15 protein-coding genes are annotated in these 20122 nt (G+C 70.7%); 6 read left to right on the top strand and 9 right to left on the bottom strand.

The features are described 5' to 3' along the window. Positions 1-37: 37 nt before the first annotated feature. From VZQ01_RS14455 to VZQ01_RS14435, 5 genes are all read right to left on the bottom strand, one after another. Positions 38-4798 carry an nSTAND1 domain-containing NTPase gene (locus VZQ01_RS14455; protein WP_426748118.1) on the bottom strand — a complete coding sequence of 1587 codons (4761 nt, stop codon included), beginning with the start codon at positions 4796-4798 and terminating at the stop codon, positions 38-40. Continuing rightward, positions 4795-6627, bottom strand: coding sequence for a sigma 54-interacting transcriptional regulator (locus tag VZQ01_RS14450; RefSeq protein WP_426748117.1), 1833 nt, complete (start codon positions 6625-6627; stop codon positions 4795-4797). The genes VZQ01_RS14455 and VZQ01_RS14450 overlap by 4 nt, the downstream gene beginning before the upstream one ends. A gap of 80 nt (positions 6628-6707) precedes the next feature. Continuing rightward, complete coding sequence (locus tag VZQ01_RS14445) at positions 6708-7388, bottom strand: hypothetical protein (RefSeq protein WP_426748116.1); 681 nt, start codon at positions 7386-7388, stop codon at positions 6708-6710. A 5-nt stretch (positions 7389-7393) separates the two neighbouring features. Then, positions 7394-7885, bottom strand: a complete 492-nt coding sequence (locus VZQ01_RS14440) for a hypothetical protein (protein WP_267698074.1) — start codon at positions 7883-7885, stop codon at positions 7394-7396. A 263-nt stretch (positions 7886-8148) separates the two neighbouring features. Beyond that, a complete protein-coding gene (locus tag VZQ01_RS14435; RefSeq protein ID WP_223745981.1) occupies positions 8149-9681 on the bottom strand; it encodes a hypothetical protein in 1533 nt (510 codons plus the stop codon). Between the two features lie 304 nt (positions 9682-9985). On the opposite strand from VZQ01_RS14435, the gene VZQ01_RS14430 reads away from it, so the two are divergent. Then, the gene (locus VZQ01_RS14430; protein ID WP_426748115.1) at positions 9986-11275 is read left to right on the top strand and encodes an APC family permease; all 1290 of its coding nucleotides are present in this window, start codon (positions 9986-9988) and stop codon (positions 11273-11275) included. On the opposite strand, the gene VZQ01_RS14425 is transcribed toward VZQ01_RS14430, so the two are convergent. After that, positions 11272-12711, bottom strand: a complete 1440-nt coding sequence (locus VZQ01_RS14425; RefSeq protein WP_426748114.1) for a glutamine synthetase family protein — start codon at positions 12709-12711, stop codon at positions 11272-11274. The two genes, VZQ01_RS14430 and VZQ01_RS14425, sit on opposite strands and share 4 nt — an antisense overlap. A gap of 300 nt (positions 12712-13011) precedes the next feature. Here VZQ01_RS14425 and VZQ01_RS14420 point away from each other — a divergent pair, with 300 nt between their 5' ends. Genes VZQ01_RS14420 through VZQ01_RS14410 form a run of 3 tightly spaced genes read left to right on the top strand, consistent with a single transcriptional unit; the run spans position 13012 to position 15500 of the window. Continuing rightward, a complete protein-coding gene (locus tag VZQ01_RS14420) occupies positions 13012-13530 on the top strand; it encodes a DUF4365 domain-containing protein (RefSeq protein ID WP_426748113.1) in 519 nt (172 codons plus the stop codon). Next, positions 13527-14651 (top strand): hypothetical protein, encoded by a 1125-nt coding sequence (locus VZQ01_RS14415; RefSeq protein WP_223783575.1) that lies wholly within the window; start codon positions 13527-13529, stop codon positions 14649-14651. The genes VZQ01_RS14420 and VZQ01_RS14415 overlap by 4 nt, the downstream gene beginning before the upstream one ends. A gap of 42 nt (positions 14652-14693) precedes the next feature. Next, complete coding sequence (locus tag VZQ01_RS14410) at positions 14694-15500, top strand: alpha/beta hydrolase family protein (RefSeq protein WP_426748112.1); 807 nt, start codon at positions 14694-14696, stop codon at positions 15498-15500. 10 nt (positions 15501-15510) lie between these two features. Here the strand turns inward: VZQ01_RS14410 and VZQ01_RS14405 are convergent, their stop codons facing one another. Continuing rightward, positions 15511-17565, bottom strand: coding sequence for a thaumatin family protein (locus VZQ01_RS14405; protein WP_426748111.1), 2055 nt, complete (start codon positions 17563-17565; stop codon positions 15511-15513). A gap of 278 nt (positions 17566-17843) precedes the next feature. On the opposite strand from VZQ01_RS14405, the gene VZQ01_RS14400 reads away from it, so the two are divergent. Further along, positions 17844-18131 (top strand): ArsR/SmtB family transcription factor, encoded by a 288-nt coding sequence (locus VZQ01_RS14400; RefSeq protein WP_426748110.1) that lies wholly within the window; start codon positions 17844-17846, stop codon positions 18129-18131. Beyond that, positions 18128-18607 (top strand): SRPBCC family protein, encoded by a 480-nt coding sequence (locus VZQ01_RS14395; RefSeq protein ID WP_426748109.1) that lies wholly within the window; start codon positions 18128-18130, stop codon positions 18605-18607. Before VZQ01_RS14400 ends, VZQ01_RS14395 begins: the two co-directional genes overlap by 4 nt. A gap of 63 nt (positions 18608-18670) precedes the next feature. Here the strand turns inward: VZQ01_RS14395 and sitI6 are convergent, their stop codons facing one another. Together sitI6 and sitA6 are read right to left on the bottom strand one after the other, a co-directional pair. Continuing rightward, positions 18671-19435: a SitI6 family double-CXXCG motif immunity protein gene (sitI6, locus tag VZQ01_RS14390; RefSeq protein WP_426748108.1), complete on the bottom strand. Its 765-nt coding sequence runs from the start codon at positions 19433-19435 to the stop codon at positions 18671-18673. A gap of 1 nt (position 19436) precedes the next feature. Beyond that, a complete protein-coding gene (gene sitA6, locus VZQ01_RS14385) occupies positions 19437-20108 on the bottom strand; it encodes a SitA6 family polymorphic toxin lipoprotein (protein ID WP_426748107.1) in 672 nt (223 codons plus the stop codon). Between the last annotated feature and the right edge of the window lie 14 nt (positions 20109-20122).

The following is a 20122-nucleotide window of genomic DNA, read 5'->3' as shown; positions in this document are numbered from 1 at the left end:
GACTTGCCGGGGTCGGGCGAGGCTTGCCGTCCGGGCCTCAGGGCCGAGGGGTGGCGCACACGCGCAGGCCGGTGAGGGCCTCTCGTTGGGTGGGCTCGACGCGGTCCCGGTTGGCGGAGTGGGCGGTGAGGTCGCTCTGGTACCAGCTGCCGCCCTGGGCGGAGGGCTTGGTGGGGTCCACGCTGGAGCGGGTCCATTCCCAGACGTTGCCGGCGAGGTCATCCACGCCGAAGGGACTGCGAGAACCGGGGTGGCTCCCCACTTCGTCGGGGCCGAAGCCCCAGGGCTCGCGGCCGTAGGTGACGTCGTGGTTGGCGTCGTCGGGGGAGAGCCAGTCGCCGGAGGGGTAGCGGCGGCCGTCGGCGCCTCGGGCGGCGCGCTCCCATTCGTGCTCGGTGCAGACGCGGGCGCCGGGGACGCGGCCGGTGTGGTCCAGCCAGGCGACGTAGGCGAGGGCGTCCTCGAAGGAGATGGCGGACACGGGAAAGCGCAGCCAGTCCTGCTCGGCGCGGCGGGTGCGCTTGCCATAGCGGAGGGGCTCGCCGTCGAGGACGCTGTAGCTGGCGGAGGCGGGGCGCAGGTTGAGGCGCCAGCGGCCATCGGGTTCGCGGGTCAGGTCCACCACGGTGAGCCGGCGCCGGGAGCCCGGCATGCGCGCGGCGCGCTCCTCGGGGGAGAGGGTCTCGAGGAAGGCGATGTAGTCGCCGAAGGTCACCTCGTGACGGGCGATGAGGTACGCGCCGGTCTCGACTTCGTGGAGGGGTGGGGCGAAGAAGAAGGCGCGGCGCAGGTACTCGCTCTCGGACGCGCCTTGCAGGAAGCGGCCGGGCGGGATGTAGACGAAGCCCTCGGGGACCTGGGGGGGCTCCGGCAGGGCGAGTTCCTGGGAGAAGGATTCACCCGGGCGCAGGAGGACGGGGACGCGCACGGGGACGCGGCCGGGCGCTTCGATGAGGAGCAGGTGCGAGCCCGCGGGGAGCGAGAGGTCTCTCAGCGGTGTCTGGCCGAGGAGTGTGGTGGCGGACTGATTCGGCGGTGCGCCCGCGGGGCCAGACCGCGCGGCGATGTTCGACTCGCTCGCGGAGCCCTGCGCCTGGCTCTCCGTGCCTGGCGTCGAAGCAGGAGGCGCGAGGTCCGCGTTGTCTGCCGTTGGCTGCGTGCCGACCGGAGCGATGTTCGTATCGCTCGCGGAAGCCTGCCGCGGGCTTTTCATCCTCGGTGTCGAGGCAGGAGGCGCGAGATTCGCATTGTCTGCCGTTGGCTGCGTGCCGACTGGCGCGATGTTCGTATCGCTCGCGGAGGCCTGCCGCGGGCTTTGCATGCTCAGTGTCGAGGCAGGAGGCGCGAGGTCCGCGTTGTCTGCTGTCGGCCGCGTGCCGACTGGAGTGATGTTCGTATCACTCGCGGAAGCCTGCCGCGGGCTCTCCATGCTCGGTGTCGAGGCAGGAGGCGCGAGGTTCGCGTTGTCTGCCGTTGACCGCGTGCTGATTGGAGCGATGTTCGCTTCGCTCGCGGGCTCCGCACTCGGTGTCGATGTGGAGCCAGCGCGTGCATCCAGCAAGGTCACCCGTGCGCCTGGAGGCGACGTGATGAGGGAGATTCGCGCGGGCGCATCGAGCCGCCGCTGTCGCTGTCCTCCGGTGTCATAGGCGGCGAGCCGTGCGAGGAGCTGCGCACGCACCTCGGGCTGGCGCTGACGGTCCGCACGCTCCACGCGCTCCGCGAGCAGGTCCGCGAGCAGCTCGTTCAACCGGGTGCTTCCCGGGTCCAGTCCCCACGCCGTCTCGAGCGCGGCCTGCGCTCGGAGGCTGAGCGTCTCCACTGCCTGCTCTTCCTCCTGGACCTGTGTCCACAGCGCCTCGGCGGCCTCGCGATTCTGGGGGCCCGGCGTGTCGAACAGGGTGAAGGCGTCCTGTCTCATCTGCTGGGCTCGCGCATCCTTCGCGCGTGCTTCGTCGTGATGTCGCCGTGCTTCGCTCAGGTGTTGGGCGATGCGTGCGTCGAGCTGCGCGCGTGACTGGACCCGGGTGACGGCCACCACCGCCAGCAGGGCGAGCGGCGCGACGATGGCCACCGCCCAGCGGGCGACGCGGCGGTGGCGCACCACCTGCCTGGAGCGCGCGAGGAAGTCCTGCTGGAGGGCGGCTCCGGGAAGGATGTTCGCGGCAGCGGCCTCGGAGAGCTGTCGCTCCGCGTAGAGCAACTCCGAGGGACGCCCCAGTCGCTCCCACTCCGCCGCCGCGCGCGCGAGCCGGTGGCGGATGGCGCGATGCTGTTCGTCCTGTCCCAGCCATCCGCGCAGCGTGTCCCAGTGGGTCAGCAGGCTCTCGTGCGCGAGCGTGTACACGCCCTCGCCACTCTCCGCCTCGCTCGCCGTGAGCAGTCGACCGCGCACGAGCCCGTCCAGCACCGCGCGACCGGTGTCATCGTCGGGCCCGCGGAGCAGCTCGTCACGGGTGCGACGCAGCCGGGTCCCCTCGGAGGTGACCAGCTCGAGGAGCAGCTCCCGCGCCCGAGGTCGCTGCTCGGGTCTCAGCCGGTCCACCACCGCGTCCGCGTGCCGGGCCAGCGCGCCCTCCACGCCGCCGAGCGCGGTCAGCGCCGCCATCGGGATGATGCCGCGCGAGACGTCGCGTGCCTCCCACAGGGCCTCCAGGACGAACTGCAATGAAGGCAGCCCACCCTCGGCGCGCGTGGCGGAGGTGACGAGCGCATCGACCAGCTCGGTGGACTCGAAGGCCACGCCGAGCGCACGCGCGGGCCCTTCGACAGCGTCGCGCAGTCCGCGCTCCGTCAGTGCGCGAACGAGGTAGAGCGCGCGAGGCAGCTCGTCGCCCAGTCCCGGCAGGGCCACCAGTCGGGTGAGACAGTCGCTCCGCGCGGTGGCCAGCACCCGGATGCGAGGCACCCGGTGCAGCGCGAGCGCCAGCTCCTCGGCGAGTCGGGTGGCCTGCGTCAGCTCGGAGAAGGTGACGAGCTCCTCGAGTTGGTCGATGAACAGGAGCACCGGATGGGCGCTCCTGCGGCGTCTGCGCAGCGCGCGAGCCAGGGCGCCCGGCTCCTCGTCGGCCACCTGTGACAGCAGTGCATCCGGGCTCTCATCGAGTATCGGTGCGAGCGCGACCGCCAATGACTCCAGGGGGCGCCGTCCAGGTGTCCACGAGACGATGTCCCACGACGTGTCACTCCCGGGGCCGGTGAGCGCGGGGAGGACGCCCGCGCGACACAGTGAGGACTTGCCGACGCCGGAGTCACCCGCGAGCAATACGAAGCGCTCGCCGCGCAGGCGGTCCATCACCTCACGCAGCTCCGCTTCGCGGCCGAAGAAGACCGCGCGGTGCTCGGCCTCGAAGGCGCGCAGTCCGCGATAGGGATTGCCGGAGGGCAGGGGCGTCGCCTGCACGGGAAGGGACAGGGCTTCGAGGGCCTCCCGGAGCGCATCGCCGGAGTCGAAGCGCTGGTCTGCTTCCAGCGCGAGACATCGGTCCACGACGGAGGCAAAACCCGCCGGCAGGTCGAGCCGTTGTCCCTCGAGCAGCGGTGGGCGCTCGGCTGTCACGGCGCGGCCCAGCTCCGCGAGGGGCACGTGTTGATGGGGTGCGCTGCCCGTACACAGCTCGTGCAGCATGACGCCCATCGCGTAGATGTCGGTGGCCCGACTGGCGGGCTCGCCGCGCCAGAGCTCGGGCGCGAGATAGAGCGGCGTACCGGGCACGGTGAGCTGCGGCGCGCGATGCACGGGAGCGACCCCGTCCCTGGCTCCTCCAGGCGCCGAGTCGTCGCCAGGGCTCGCGGGCTGCATTGGCGCGCCGAGGCCCGGGCTCATCACGCGACGCGGTGACGCATCGACTCGCTCGCCGAAGCCTGGCGCAACGCCGAGCGCCGCTGGCGGATGCTCGAACCCTCCGCGCCCCGGAGCTGTCTCGCGGTCCGAGGGGCGAGCAGATACTGCCGGCGCATCGAGTCCCACCGTCATCGACGGATGTGCTGGCGTGCCGAGGTCCCGCGTCTTCCCAGGATGCTCCGGCTCGACGAAGCCAGGACTCATCGCGGGCTGCCCAGGCGAGTCGAGGCCCGGAGCCCGCGTCTCCGTCACCGACGCCGGTACTCCCTCGTGAGGCTCCGCCGGAGCCATCGGCCGTGTCTCCACCTCCGGCTTGCGCACAGCGCGGTCCGAGTCGAGGTGACGGCGCTCGTCCCGTGTCGACTCGACGCGCGTGCCCTGCTCGGAGCCTGTTCCCCGGTCCGTATCCGGCGTCGCGCGCGGCCCCTCCTGCGCCACGCTGTACGAACGCCGGTCCCCCGACCACGCCTCCGCCAGCCCGAAGTCGAGCAGCTTCACCTCACCGTCCTCGGAGAGGATGGCATTGGCGGGCTTGAGGTCCCGATGCAGGACGCCTCGGCGATGCGCGGCCGCGAGCCCGCGCGCCAGTCCGATGGCGAGCGCCAGCAGCCGTCTCCCCTCGACCGGCAGACTCAGCGTGTCCAGCGTCTCGCCCCGGATGAGCTCGGACACGAGATAGGGCTGTCCGCGCACCTCGCCCACGCGGTGGATGGCCACCACGTTGGGGTGCTGCAGGCGCGCAATCGCCCGGGCCTCCTGGAAGAAGCGCGCCCGAGCCCCCGCGTCCGGCAACCGCCCCGCCGGCGTCGCGATGAACTTCACCGCCACCAGCCGGTCCAGCAGGGTGTCGCGCGCCAGGAACACCTGTCCCATCGCCCCGCGTCCGAGCGGCCGGAGCACCTGGTACTCCTCGAACTCGCGGGGCGGCTCCAGCAGCCCGGGCGGAGTGCTCATTCCGTCGGTGGGCCCCGGCGCGGGGCCCGCGGTTGGAGTCCGAGCTGCTTCAACTTGAACGAGAACGTCCGGATGGGCATCCCAATCAGCGCCGCCGCGCGCGTCTGTACACCCTCCGCCTCCTCCAGCGCCTCCTGCATCCGCCGACGCTCCAGCTCGCGAATCTCCTGCGCCAGCGGCAACCGCGCGCGTCGGGACAGCTCCACGGGCGCCGCCTCGGGAGCCACGGGCTCACCCACCGGCGCCCCCCGTCCGCCGCCGAGCATGCGCGCCGGAAGATGGTGCGGCTCCACGACGTTCCCCGTCACCGCCGCGGCCACGTAGTCCATCAGGTTGCGCAGCTCGCGCACGTTGCCCGGCCACCCATGCCGCGACAGCGCATGCATCGTCCCCGACGCCAGCTCCAACCCGGGGCGCCCGAGCGCCGCGCACGCCCGCTCCAGGAAGTCCCGCGCGAGCATCGGCACCTCGCGAGGCCGCTCCCGCAGCGACGGCAGCAGCACCGTGGCCGCGCCCAGCCGGAAGTACAAATCCTGTCGGAAACGCCCCTGCGCCACCTCCGCCTCCAAATCCCGATGCGTCGCCGCCACCACGCGGATGTCGATGGGCCGCTCCCGCGTCTCTCCCACGCGGGTGATGCGACGCACCTCCAGCGCGCGCAGCAGCTTGGCCTGCGCGGACGCGGGCAGCTCGCCCACCTCGTCCAGGAACACCGTGCCGCCCTGCGCGCTCTCCAACAACCCCACGCGCGCATGGGTCGCCCCGGTGAACGCGCCGCGCTCGTGGCCGAACAGCTCGCTCTCCACCAGCCCCTCCGGCAGCGCCGCGCAGTTGACCGGAACGAAGGGCCCACCCGCACGCCGGGACCAATGGTGCACGGCGAACGCGGCGTTCTCCTTGCCCACGCCCGTCTCACCGCGGATGAGCACCGGCAGCTCGCTCGCCGCCAGCCTCCGCAGCAGCGCATACAGCTGTGCCATCGCCGGGTCCGCCACCAGCACCACGCGCTCCGCCAGCGCCAGCCGCGTGACGCCCTCCGCCGCCGACGCGAAGCCTCCCGGCGCCGCCGTCTGCGCGGCCGTGCGCGCCGCGGCCACCAGCGTCTCCGCGTCACACCCATCCGACGGACACGTCGCCGCGCCCAGCCGAGCGCGAGGGCTCGCGGACAGCAGCGCCTCCACGCGCTCCCCCAACCCCTCCTCACCCGGCTCTCCGGCCACCTCGGGCAACAGCCACAGCAGGTGCCCCGCGTCGAGCCAGCCCGCCGCCTCCGCCGGGCCCGCCTCCGACGTCAGCACCGCCTCCACCAGCTCGCGCCCCCCCGGCTCGCCGAGCGCGAGCGCCAGCACCGTCAGCGGCCGGCCATACCGCAGCGCGCGCTCCACCTCCTCGCGCAGCCGCCCCATCAACCGCTCCGAGTCCAGCGCGCGCCGCGCCGGCATGGGCCGATGCCGCGCGCGCACCACCGCCACCACCGCCCCGAAGGCGACCACGTCCCCGGACAACAGCGGCCGGGCATCGTCGATGGGCCGGCCGTTGAGGCTCGTCCCGTTCTGGCTGCCCAGGTCCACCACCCTCGGCCCCTCGTCCGTGACGAGGATGCGCGCATGTCGGCGCGAGACGCTCTCGTCCTTCAGCCGCAGGTCCGCCTTGTCGTCGCGCCCCACCAGCACCACGCCCTCCGCGGGCAGGGGGAAGCGCCACGACGACTCGCCCTCCAGCACCAGCAGGTACGCGGCGCTCGTCTCGGCGGACTCCAGGCCGGAGCCGAGGGGACGGGTGTCTCGGGCGCTGGGAGGCGGAGCGGACGACATCGAGCGGGCGTCCATGCTGGCACGCCCGTGTCGATTCGGGCAACTCGTGTGCGTCCTGGAAATCTGGAGCCACATGAAACCCAACCGGAGCCTGCTCACCGGCGCAGCGTCATGGGCAGGCGCTCACCGGTGCGCGACAGGTAGACGCGCGACGTCACGCGGCCCCCTTCGTTGTGCGGGCGGACCACCGTCTGTCCGCGCAGGCCCGGCACGCGGGAGAGCGAGATGAGCAGCTCCGCCTGGGCATCGTTCCCCTCGTGCTCCACCTCCAGCGTGCACAGATGGGTGCGGCACTCCACGCGGGTGAGCCGCGAGCCGGCGAAGTCCTTCCCCCGGAAGGACTCCGTGACGAGCGACTCGGTGCTCCCCGCCCACGTCGTGTCCCGAGGCTCGGTGTTCATCGCCACCTCCAGCTCCGCCTCCAGCTCCAGGACCCGCTCCTGGCGCCGCTGCTCGTGCACCACCATCGCCGCCTCCCGCGAGGGCGCGGAGTCCTCCGCTGCTGGCACGTCCTCGCGCGTCTGGGGAGCCCCCTGCTCCAACGCGCCCGCGGACGGCGGCTGCTCCAGACTCCCCTGTCGTTGACGCAAGGACTCCAGCTCCGCGCGCAGCGCGCGCACCTCCCGCTCCAGGTCCGCTGGGGTGTTGGCGGAAGCCCCGGCGGCCTCCACGGGCGCGGCGCCTCCCCCAGGCGCCTCCCCCTTCCAGCTCCAGACTCCCGCGGTGAGCACGACGGCTCCCGCCCACCCCATCACTCCCCAGCGGACCTTGGACATGGCGGCTACTCCGAGATGTAGAAGCTGGAGAGCGCGGAGTTGTAGCCGGAGTAGGGCGCCGGCAGCTCACAGCGCAGGGCGATGAAGCCGTTCGAGGACGCGAACGTCGTCGGCACGCTCAGGCTGATGGTCTTCGGGTTCGCGGTGTCGGCGCCCGACGTGCAACCCGAGTCGGAGGCGATGGCGCTGCCGTCGGGCTCCGTCACCGTGGCGGTGCAGCACACGTTCTCGGTGAGGTGGGGGTCCCTGGCGGTGACGAGGAAGGACACCGCCTCGTTGAAGCTGGGGATGGAGACGTTGCGCTGCACCGGGCACACCACCTCGAGCGCGCTGCCCGTCTGGTTGATGAGCCGGCCGCTGCGGAACATGCTGGGCGCGCTGAAGCCCGACACGGAGGTGCACAGCGAGCCCGCGTAGGTCGCCGGACCCGCGAACGTCGGCATCGCACCGAGCACCGCGAGCGCGGCCACGGACTGCTTGAACAGGTTCTTCGTCATGGAGGTCTTCCTCGTCGAGCGCGTCCCCCTCGAGCTGTCGCGTCATGCGCAACCTGGGGTGACGTGCTGACCGGGAGGAAGAGCAACGCGAGTGCCAGACAGTCTCGGCCCGGAGCGGCCCGCGAGCACGGCAAGTCTTGCCGGACTCCCGCGCGCGTCGGACGGCAAGCCTTGCCTTCGGCCGGCGAACCTTGCCGGTGGGAACGACGAAGCCCCGGCCAGGTGCTGGCGCCGGGGCTTCGGGACTCACGACGCTGGGGGGACTACTTGCGCGCGGGCGCGCTGTGCGCGACGTGGCTCTGCGACTGGAGCGCCGGGGGCGAGGCGTTCAGCGTGCCCAGGTACAGCCGCCCGTGGAAGCCATCCGCGCGCGCCTCGCTGGCGAGTGCCACGCCGGGGCGCTGCTTCGAGGACTGCCGCGCCTGGAGCGTGGGGCTGATGCCGAAGACGTTGCACTCCACGTCGTCCCAGACGCTGTAGCGGCAGGCGAACTGGGTGCCGCGCTGGAAGCCCACGTCCAGCGCGCGCACGGAGGGCAGCGCCTTCGCCACGCGGGCGCCCATGGGCTCCAGGTCGCCGTCCCAGTCCACCTTGGTGGTGCGCGCGTGCACGCTGCCGGTGAGCACCAGCGTCCACGCCTGGGCGCGCTGGGCCTGGAAGGAGAGGAGGTTGGCGGCCAGCTGCGCCTCGCGCTCGTTGCCCTGCGCCTTGTCCGCGTCGATGGCGGCCAGCGCCACGTCCTTGCCGGAGGCGCGCAGGCGGCGGGCCTGCTCCACGAGCCACAGCATGGCGCGGCTGCTGCGCCCGTCCTGGTGCGCGCGGCGCCAGAAGGCGCTCTCCCGGAGCAGCTCCTGCGCGTCCTGCGACGTGCCCGCGCTGGCGAGGTAGCGCGTCAGCAGCGGCTGCTCGGAGGCGGGCACCGACAGGGCCAGCGTCACCGGCAGCCCCTGGGCGGTGGCCTCGCACAGCATGCGCAGCGCCGCGGAGGGCAGCTCCTGCGTGCCCAGCGGGTCTGCCATCAGCACCACCCCACCGGCCGACAAGAGCGACGTGGCGCCCTCCACCGGCTCGCCGCAGTCGGGGGTGGCGGCGGACGCGTCACCGGCCTCGCCCCAGCCCTCCATCATCACCGAGCGCATGGACACCGGCGCGTTGCCACCCACCAGCTCCAGCGCGGGCACCATCTCCATCCGGGCCAGCAGCGTCTGCTCGACGTCCAGGTCCCGGTAGCCGCGCACGTAGCGGAAGCGCTCCAGGCCGGGCGCGTTGGGGAAGGGGTTGCGCATGGCGATGGTGCGCAGGGCGTTGTGCCGCGCGGGGGGCGCGCTCAGGTGGGCCTCGGACCGTGCGTCGAACGCGTGCTCGGTCTCCTCGAGCGACAGCTGGCTGTCGCGGCTCGTCATGTCGCCAATCTGCTTGGGCGTCTCCTCGATGAGGTTCTCCATCTCGGAATAGCTGAGGCGGAACACCCGGATGAGCGTCTGGCGGGGTCCCAGCCGCTCGCCCTTCACGTAGTAGCGCTCGTGGTTGCGCAGGCCGTTGCGGTTCTTGCCGGGCTCGTGCGCGGAGGAGAACAGCTCCAGGCCGCCCTCCTTCTCCATCACGTCGTAGCGCTGCTCCTCGAGCACGCGCCGCGCCATCATCATCGCGTCCTCGGGGGGCGCCAGGTACACGGTCTCGTGCGTGGGCGTCTCGTACTCCCCCGTCTCGGGGTTCAACTGGGTGTCGAGCCCCCGGGTGAGGGTGGCACACCCCGCACACCCCAGGACGCCCATCAGCAAGCCGATTCGACGCATCACTTCCTCCGTGCAGCCCAGCGCATCCGGGCCGCGGTGTCTCGAGCTGGAACCGCGGCGGGAACGGCGGGTACACGGCGAGTATATCGCGGGGAAAGTCACCTCCCCAGCCGGTGGGGACGGGCCGTGCGGTGGGGGACACGCGGCCGCTCGGAGGGCGCCAGGCCTGTGCACCCGTCGACGGGGACGAACCGGCGCCCGTCCGGTGGCCAGCGGCCCCATGCACGCAGAGCGAGCGTTCGGCGGGCCTTCTTTGACGCGGTGGGTTGGTGTCGGGCCCCGGGCTGTAGTGAACTTCCCCTCCGTGCCTGCCTCTCCCGCTGTCTCCTCCGTGGCGCAGGAGCGGACCGTCGGTCCGCTCCAACTGCTTGCATTGGGTGTCAACGGCATCGTCGGCGTGGGCATCTTCTTCGCGCCCGCGGAGGTGGCCGCGCGCACGCCGGGCCTGGGCGCGGTGCTCGCGTTCGCGGTGACGGGCCTGGCGCTGGTGCCGGTGGCGCTGGCGTTCGCGGTGCTGGGCCGGCGCTTCGACGCGGACGGCGGGCCCGTCGTCTTCGCGCGCGCGGCCTTCGGTGAGCGGGTGGCCTTCCTGGTGGGCTGGGTGGCCTACGTCAGCGCGTTCCTGAGCACGTCCGCGGTGGTGGCGGGGCTGTCGCAGGCGGTGGCCCCGTCGCTGGGGCTGGAGGGCGCGTGGGGGCAGCGGGCGCTGGCCTCGGTGCTCGTCACGGTGCTGGGAGCGATTGTGGCCTCGGGCATCCGCGTGTCGGCGAGGGCGTGGACGGCGCTCACGGTGCTCAAGCTGCTGCCGCTCGGGGCGCTGCTCGTGGCCTTCGCGGCGGTGGCGCTGTCGGGGCCGCTGCCCGTCGCGGCGAGCCCCGTGGCGTGGACGGCGGGGGCGTGGCTGCCCGCGGGGCTGACGGTGATGTTCGCGTACCAGGGTTTCGAAATCGTGCCGGTGATTGCCGGGCAGGTGCGCTCGTCGGAGCGGAGCGTGCCGTGGGCCACGGTGGGCTCGCTGCTGGGCGCGGTGCTCCTCTACGTGGGCCTGGTGTGGGCGTGCGTGACGGCGCTGCCGGAGCTGGCGTCTTCCGGCGCGCCTTTGGCCTCGGCGGCGGGCGTGTGGGGAGGGGCGGGGCTGTCGCGCGTGGTGGCGATGGGCACCAGCGTGTCCGCGCTGGGCATCTGCGTGGGGATGATGGTGACGACGCCGCGCTACCTGTCCGCGCTCGCGTCGGGGGACAGGGCGCTGTTGGGGCTGGAGCGCATGTCACCCAGGGGCGTGCCCGTACGGGCGCTGGGCGTCACGTGGGCGGTGGTGCTGGTGTTCGTGAACCTGGGGAACCTGTCGGAGCTGTTCGCGCTCTCCAGTATCGCCGTGCTGATGCAGTACGGCGTCACGGCGGCGGCGCTGGCGTGGCTCTCCTTCAAGCGGGAGCGCGCGCTGACGCCGTGGCATGCGGTGCTGGCGGTGCCCACGCTCGCGCTCGGCCTGACGCTGGTGGCGTTCGGCGCGAGCGTGCGGGAGGCCGCCACCACCGGTGTGGCGGTGGTGGCGGGCCTGGTGCTCTGGGGCCTGTCCCGGCCGAGGGCCTAGAACTGGCTCCAGAGGTACTGGTTGGTGATTTCGTGGTGGAACTGGATTTCGGACGTCTTCACGCGCGTGCCCAGCTGCTTGGGGCAACGCTCGGCGGAGGCCGTCTTGAGCTCCGCGAACTTGCTCTGCACGTTCTCGCCCAGGATGTTGGCGACGAACGAGCTGCCCTTGAAGAGGCGGATGGCGTCGAAGATGTTGTCGGGCAGGAAGCGGGTGCGGCTGCGCTTGGACTCGGCGTCCTCCTGCGGCTGCGGGCCCTCCAGGCCGGTGCGCAGCAGGGTGTAGAGCACCAGGTACGGGTTGGCGTCCGGGCCCACCGAGCGGCACTCGACGCGGGCCGAGCGCTCGTTGCCATAGGGGATGCGCACCATGGCGCCGCGGTTGTTGGCGCTGGCCTTGATCTGGTTCGGCGCCTCGAAGTGCGGGTCCAGGCGGCGGTACGCGTTGACGCTGGAGTTGAGGACCAGGCAGATGTCGTTGGCGTTGGTGAGCAGCCGGTCGATGAAGTCCCAGCCCATCTGGCTCAGGTTGTCCTGGCCGGCCTTGTCGTAGAACAGGTTCTTGTTGTTCTTCGACAGCGACATGTTCATGTGCATGCCGTTGCCGTTGACGCCCGTCACCGGCTTCGGGAGGAAGCTGGCGGTGGTGTCCATCTGCGCGGCGACCTGGCGGCACAGCAGCTTGTAGAGCTGGATCTGGTCCGCGGAGACCAGGGCCTCGCTGTACGTGAAGTTCATCTCGAACTGGCTGGGGGCCACCTCGGGGTGGTCCTTCTCGTTCTGGAAGCCCATGGCGCGCTGGGCCTCGGCGGCCTTGTCGATGAAGGCGCGTAGCGGGTCACCGGGCAGCGAGTGGTAGTAGCCGCCGGTGGAGATGAAGTCGAACTTGCCCGTCTCGTGGTAGTGGCGCTCGGCGTCGCGGCCCTTGAAGAGGAAGCCCTCGACCTCGGGCGCGGCGTGGAAGACAGTGCCGTCCTTCTGGTACAGGGCCTCGGTGACGCGCTTGAGCTGGCCGCGCATGTCGGCGTGGTAGGGCGAGCCGTCGCGCTCGAGGACCTCGCTGAACACCAGCACCTTGCCGGGCCCGAAGATGTCCGAGGGCAGCCAGTAGAACGAGCCCCAGTCGATGTTGAGGCGCAGGTCGCTCTCCGCCTGCTGGGAGAAGCCGCGGATGGAGGAGCCGTCGAAGGTGAGGTTGTCGGCGCTCTTGAGGAGGAACTTCTTGTCGTAGTCCAGCATGTGCAGCCGACCCTCGAGGTCGGTGAAGCACACGGTGACGGCCTTCAGGCTGCGCTCGTCGGTGAGGTACTTGATGCGCTCCTCGCGGACCTTGTCGGCCGACACGTGCTGGAGGCGCTGCTCCTTCACCTTGAGGTTGCGCTCTTCCAGCTCGTCGTAGGGAATCTCCAGGAACGTCCGCAGCCCCTTCGTGTCCATGCTTGCCGTGCCTCCAGGCCGGTCGTCACCGTCAGCGCGGTGATTTCGAATCCGTGGGCGCAGGTATTTACATTTGGGGACGGGAAATCAAGCCTAAATTCCGCGCCACGAAGCTTAAAAGATTGGTCCAAAAAGCTTTAGAGCACGGTGGGCAACACTCTGGAGGGGGGCTGGAGGGCCTGGGATGACGCCCGGTGGACACTTGGGCGCCTCGGGAGCCTGCCTGCCTGGTCCACGGGGAGCGGGGGAGGTGCGGAGTAGAGTGGCCGCCGTTCACGGTGTAGGTGGAGGGAGGCGGGGATGTTGGGACCGAATGACATCAAGGAGCAGCTCAGCGTCGCGTACGTGCACGCGGTCGCGGCCAGGGCGGGCTGCTCGGTCGAGCGAGTGGGGATGGATCGGGACAGTATCGACCTGAAGGTCTGTGCCCGTGGGCTGCTGGCGGAGAACGCGGCGCTGACGTCGCCGGAGCTGGCCATCCAGCTCAAGGCCACGGCGAGGGTGGCGCATCTGGGCCAGGAGGGCGGCTTCCCGTTCGCCCTGTCGCGCAAGAACTACAACGACCTGGTGGCGCCGTCGTTGGTGCCGCGCATCCTGGTGGTGTTCGTGATGCCGGAGGCCGAGGAGTCGTGGCTGACGCAGACGCCGGAGTCGCTCGTCCTGCGGCACTGTGCCTATTGGACGTCGCTGCGGGGCCAGCCGCGCACGCTCAATGACACCGGGCAGACGGTGCGGCTCTCCCGGGAGCGGTGCTTCACGCACGACACGCTGCGGCGCTTGCTGGAGAAGGTGGCTCGCGAGGAGGAGCTGGAGTCATGACGAGCACGCCGCTTCATGGGTTGGGCAGTCGGGTCGACTACCTGGAGGTGCGGGCGTACCTGGAGGCGCGGGGATGGACGCGGGTGCCCTCTCGTCGGGCCTATGCCGCCATCTATCGGAGCCCGCGCGAGCCCGTGGCGGAGGTGCAGGTCCCGTTGGACCGTGACCTCGCGGACTACGCGGAGGCGATGGGGGTCGTCGCGCGGCGGGTCTCCGAGTGGGAGGGGCGCTCGGCCGAGTCCGTGCTGCATGACCTGCTGCAACCCCGGAGGGACGTGCTGCGCTTCGGGCTGGAGGGCGAGGTCACTCGCGATGGGGGCGTGAGTCTGGCGGACGGGCTGGGGCTGGCGAACGGCGTGCGCAAGGCGTTGCTGGCGAGCGCCTGCAGCGTGAAGCGGCCTCGCGCCTTTCATCCGCGCCTGGGCCTGGCGGAGGCGGAGAGCTTCGTGCGCCAGTGTCGACTGGGACAGACGGAGGTGGGCAGCTTCGTGCTCACCGTCGAGACACCGCTCGACCTTGGTACACAGGGTGGAGAGCCCTTCGGACGGCGGACGGCCCTGCTCCTCTTGCGGTCCGTGGCGCACCTGGCGCGGTCCGTTCGGATGGGGGAGCCACAGCGGGTCCTCGATGCCGTGGAGGATGCGCCGAGGGTGAGCGCGAACCTGTGTGAGGCGCTGGTCGAGATGATGCCCTCGGACGAGTCCGCGGACCTGCGACTGCGGGGCTCCTGGTCGCCCCTGCTGCCTGTTGTCGGGGAGGTGCCCGCGGAGGTCCATGTGGACCGGAACATGTACGAGCGCCTCGAGCGCCTCGCGCATCAGCTCCGCCCCATGCGCGAGACGCAGCCCGACCAGTTCGTGGGCCGCGTCACGGAGTTGATGGGGGCGCCGGGAGAGCAGGGGACTGTCGAGGGGCCCGTGGTGCTCCAGGTGCAGGTCGAGGATGAGCTGCTGCGGGCGCGAGTCGTGCTTGGCGCCGTGGACTACCGGCAGGCGGCCAGCGCGCATCTGGAGCAGCGCTATGTGACGGTTCGCGGCGTGCTTCGCCGGGGGCCGAGGACGCACTGGATTGAAGATGCGTCCGGTTTTGGCATCGTAGGCGCGGCGGTGACGCGGCTCTGAGTGGTTGTCGGGTGGGGTCTTGGTTCCTTGGAGGAGAGCGGGATGAGCTCGATGTGGATTCTGGACGAGGCACCTCCGGCGCCGGATGCGCGCATCCCCTATGGACCGGGGACGCATCACTTCGGAGAGCTGCGGCTTCCCTCGGGGCCGGGGCCGCATCCTGTCGTCGTCGCCATCCACGGCGGTTTCTGGCGCGCGAAGTACGACCTGGCCCACCTGGGCCATGCGTGCGCGGCGCTCACCGCGAGCGGCTTCGCCACGTGGAGTCTGGAGTTCCGACGCGTCGGCCATGAGGGCGGCGGCTATCCCGGCACCCTGGAGGACGTCGCCCTTGGCGCGGACTTCCTGCGCACCCTCGCGGAGTCGCATCCCCTGGACCTGTCGCGCGTCGTGTTCCTCGGCCACTCGGCGGGAGGTCACCTCGCGCTGTGGCTCGCCGCGAGGCCCCGGCTGCCCTCGGGCAGTTCGCTCTACAATCAGTCGCCGCTGCGTCCGCTCGGCGTCGTCTCGCTCGCGGGCGTGGCCGACGTGACGCGCGCCTATGAGCTGGGCCTCAGTGACAACGCGGCGGGGCAGTTCCTCGGGGGCTCGCCCCTGGAGGTGCCCTTGCGCTACCAGCGCGCGTCTCCCGCCGCGCTCCAGCCGCTCGGCGTCCCCCAGGTCCTCCTGCATGGCTCCGAGGACGACACCGTCCCCGTGTCGATGAGCGCGGACTTCTGCTCGCGAGGCCGCGCGCACGGGGATGAGGTTCGCTGTGTCGTGCTCCCCGGCGCGGGCCACTTCGAGGTCGTGGACCCACGCTCGCGCGAGTGGGCCCAGGTCGTCGACGCCGTGCGCTCGCTGCTGTGACGCGAGCGCTTCAGTTCACGTCACCGAAGACGATGTCGTAGCCCACCGTGTTCGTGCCGCCCGTGCCCCCGCTCATGCACGTGAAGGTGCTGGTGACGTCGTCGTAGGCGTACGTGTACGCCGTGGGACACGCCTTCTTCAGGAACGAGAGCCACGGCTGGACGCTCTGCGCCCACGCCGGGTTGTTCGCGTAGCACTGCCCCTGGGCCTGCTGGCTCGGGTTGTTGCCGGGCTCCAGCAGCGTGGGCCAGAAGCTCCCCGCGTCGTTGCCCGGATACGTCGCGCAGCCGCAGCAGGCCGGCGTGTTTCCGTTGCTGTTGTAGCAGGATGAACCGAAATTGCCGGCGCACTGGAAGAGGTTGCTCAGCGTGTCCTGCACGGTGCCGCCCTGAACCTGCACGGTCATCACCTGGCTGCAGTCCAGGGGCCCGTAGCCGAAGCTGGTGCTCGCCGAGCACAGGTCTTCATAGGACCACCAGCCGATGGACTGGCCACACGTCTGGACGAGCGGAGACGTACCGCCGACTCCTGGCAGGAACGCCGTTCCGCACACGGCGCCCCCCGCGCAGTCGCTGTCCGACGTGCACGTGCCGCAGTAGCCCGCGTCCGGGTTGTTGGGGTTGCCGCACACCGCGCCGTTCGCGCACGTGGGGCCGCACTTCGTCCACGTCGGCTGACACACGCCGCCGGTGCACGTCGTCCCCGCGCCGCAGTCGCTGTCCTGTCCGCAGGCCGGCAGCACGACGGCCCGGAGCAGGGTGGTGTAGTCGGCGGGGAGGCCCGCGCTCGTGTCGGGCGTGAAGCTCCACGAGCACGCCTCCAGCATGCCCATGGTGCTGTTCCCCTGGACGCTCGTGGAGCCCGCCGTGCCGCACGAGTACGGCGAGGGTGGGTTCGCCGCCGCGAAGCCTCCGTCACCGCTGGGGCCCATCTGGAGGCGCACGTTCGCGCCGTTGATGACGGTGACGTCGTAGAAGTCGACCGTGTCCGGCTGGAGCGTGAACTCCGCGGCCGTGAAGGGATTGGTTCCGCCCTTGCCGAGCGGGCAGGGCATGCCGGCCGCGTTGCCGCAGTCCGCGCTCAGGCAGCCCGTCCCATCGGACTGACAGCCGAACCGTCCGAACAGACCGCCGCTCCAGCCGATGGGAGAACGGCACAGGCACGCGACGCCGCCATCCTCCGGGCACTGCGTCGGCGGATTCGCGAGGTTGACTCCGTCCGCGAGCAGGCAGCGGCCACTCTGGCACTGGGCGTTCTGCGTGCACGCCGTCATCCCGGGCTGGAGGTTCGCGAACGCGGGAGGCAGCGACGAAGGCATGCACAGCGTCGTCGACTCCTGGGCCGTCAACTTCAGTGCGTCGAGCGGAACCCCGCCATCCGTCCTCGGGTACTGGCAGAGCCCCAGCGCCACCGTGCAGGACTGTCCGCTCGGACACGGCGAACTCCCGGAGCTGCACGCCTGGTTCTCACCGGGGACGACGGACTGGAAGTAGCACGTCCCGCCATTGGCGAGGCTGCACTCCTGCACCGTGGTGGAGCAGGTCGTGCTGCCGGGGCACGCGGCCTGCCCTCCGTCGGCGCACTTGCACAGGCCCGTGGTGGAGTCACAACCCTCGGAGCCGCAGTTGGCGCACGCGGGCACCTGCGTCGCACCCGTGCAAAGCGCGGTGGGGAGATTGACGGTGACGATGGGAGCACCGCCGTTGCACGTCGTGCCCGGGGCCACCATGCACTGTCCCGTGTTCGTGTCGCACATATTGCCCGCGTTGCAATCCGCGCTGCTGGTGCAACCGGGGTTCAGGCAGGCCTGGTTCGGACCACAGTCGCTGTCCGTGGTGCACGTGAAGGGCGGAGGCGCCGCGCCCGCGGTCTGGCCAATCCAGACCGTCTGGCTCGCCTGGTTCGTCAGCGTGAAGGGACGGAAGCCGGGCGGGCAGGTCGACGAGCCCGCGTCGCCCGGAGCGGGTGTGTCCGAGGGCGCGCGGCCCTGGAGCGTGCCGAACACCACGAGCGCGACAGCCAGTCCGAGTGACACCGCGGGGATGAGCAGACGACGTGATGCCATGACGGGCCTCTCAATCAGGTCTGCCGAGCGACGGTAGTGAGCGGCCGCCTCCAGCCCAAGGATTCGGGGCGTCGGCTGCTCGCACGTGCGCGAACGAACCCAAGGCCCGTGATTCCCGGGGGCATGGGCCCCACCCTCATGGCCGAGTCCGGCCCGACGCACTGCCCGTCGTGGGATTTCGCGCCCCAGGACTTGCGCGAGAAAGAGCCATTGCTAAACTGAGCTATATGGTTCAGTATCAAGCCCGACTCGATGCGACGTTTGGAGCACTGGCGGATGTGACGCGCAGGGGAGTCCTGGAGCGGTTGGGCCAGGGGGAGGCGTCCATCACGGAGCTGGCGGAGCGCTTCGACATGACCCTGACGGGCATGAAGAAGCACGTGCACGTGCTCGAGGAAGCAGGGTTGGTCATCACGCAGAAGCAGGGGCGGGTGAGGACCTGCCGGCTAGGGCCATGTCGCCTCGAGGACGAGGTGGCGTGGATGAATGGCTATCGGCGTCTGGTGGAAGCGCGGCTCGACCGGCTCGGCGAGTTCCTCGCGCGAACGAAAGGGGAAGAGGAATGAACACGGCACTCAGGGAAGCACTCGTCACGCAGCCGACGGACCGCGAGATTCGCATCGAGCGCATCTTCGATGCGAAGCGCGAGCGGGTCTGGAAGGCGATGACGGACCCGAAGCAGGTGGCGCAGTGGTGGGGGCGGGGCAACAAGCTCGTGGTGGAGCGCCTGGAGGTGGAGCGGGGTGGCCACTGGCGCTTCGTCGAGCACGCGGATGGACAGGAGCACGGCTTCGAGGGGCGCTTCCGCGAGGTGACGCCCGTCGAGCGCCTGGTGCAGACCTTCGAATGGGACGGCATGCCCGGCTACGTCATCCTCAACACGACGACGTTGGAGGACCTGGGCGACGGGCGCACGAAGGTGGTGGCGGTGTCGTTCTTCTTCACGACGGAGGAGCGCGACGGCATGGCTGCCTCCGGCATGGCGGACGGCCTCAACCAGAGTTACCGCGCGCTCGACGCGCTGCTGGCCCGCGAGCCGTAGCCGCGGAAGCGTGAAGCCCTCCCGCCCACCACGCGAGGTGATGGGCGGGAGGCGCGCATCAGTTCAGGGCGCAGAAGTCGAAGCGCATGTCGTCGCAGTACGCGCGCGAACTGGCAACTCGCGCCAGGTGAGTCCATCGCCCCCGACCCTGCTCACCGCGTCGAGGAATCTCTCGGTGCAGATGACCATCGTCGCGAAGTTCCCGACCCGGAAGAGGTCAAGGTCGGAGGGCAGCGACGACGCGTCCAGGATGGGCTCATCGGGGCGCTTGAGCGCAAACCGTCCACAGGTCGTGCAAGGCGGCGAGACTCCGTCCGGGATGCAATCCGGGTGGAATTGCCCTCGGTGGGCCAGCTGCACCTCCAAGAAGTCTGGTGGTGTCTTCTGGCGAGACCGGAGTTCCGTAGGAAAGGCCTCGAGTCTTCGGACTCCCCCCGACTGGAGGCCATCGCGCACCCGACGATGGAGCAACAGTTCATCAACGACCCAGGTGAAGTCCGGGAGCTGCCCACTGCATCTGCCGACCAATGGGCCGAAGGTCGTCCCAGGCGGGAGAACGGCACCAGGTGGCGCAAGGGGGAGCACCATCGCCCTCAGTCGCGCGAACTCATCGAAGGGCTCTTGCCGTGCCTTCCGGAACTCACGTTCCAGCTCCCCGAGTGGTGCGAGGTCGACTCCAGGGTAGTAGTGGCCGGCTGCGGCCCATGATTTCTCACAGGTGGGGCACTTCAGCAGGCCAGGGAGCCCCCAGCGATGCGCAGCGTCGACATGCCCGCCGTGCTGGGTGGCCGCGCCTTGGTCCTCGTCCAACCAGTAGAATCGGTCCATCTCACGTCCCAGGCCGTGAATAGTACGATTGAATCGGTCCGCCCGTGAGCTGGAACCGGTAGATGAGCTCGCCGGCGTGCTTGAAGATCTCCTCTGGCGATGCGGAGGCGTTGCTCCTGATGAACTGACGCCAGGCCTCGTTCCACTGCCCTCCCTGCCCGCCGACTTGATGAATCCGTCGGTGCACCTCGTATGGGAGCGGGAGCGTGTAGTTGTGGATCTTCACCCCCTGCCGCTCGAACCACTCCTTGAGCCGAGCCTCCTGCGGGAAGATGTGGTGCTTCTCCCATCTCCCAGAAGGAAGCTGGTGCGAGGGAGGGATGATTCTCTCGGGAGCGCCGTTCCAGTTGGGGAACGTCATCACCCAAGCCTTGGGGAGCCGCTGCCCACCACCCCAGTTCCGCCGCGGGCCTGCGCCCGGAGCCGCTGCGGCTGCAGGCGGGCGGGACGGCGGGAATCGGGCCAGTTCTATCTGCCCGAAGTCCTGGTCGCACGGGTAGAAACCACAGGCATCACCCAGGCACAGCAGTGTGACGCACTGGTCTTCGAGCGGTGTATCGCACTCGAGCTCCGCCGCTTCCCAAGCCCCCTGCATGGGAGCCTTCCCTGCGGTTGCACAGCCCGACCACGCAGCTAGAAGCGCCGCAAGCCAAACAGCTCTCAGAACGTTCATTGGGTGGCGCAGCC

This window comes from Myxococcus faecalis (assembly GCF_050039385.1).
GTDB lineage: Bacteria > Myxococcota > Myxococcia > Myxococcales > Myxococcaceae > Myxococcus > Myxococcus fulvus.
Note: the sequence above shows the minus strand (reverse complement) of the source record. Positions and strands in the feature narration are given on the sequence as shown.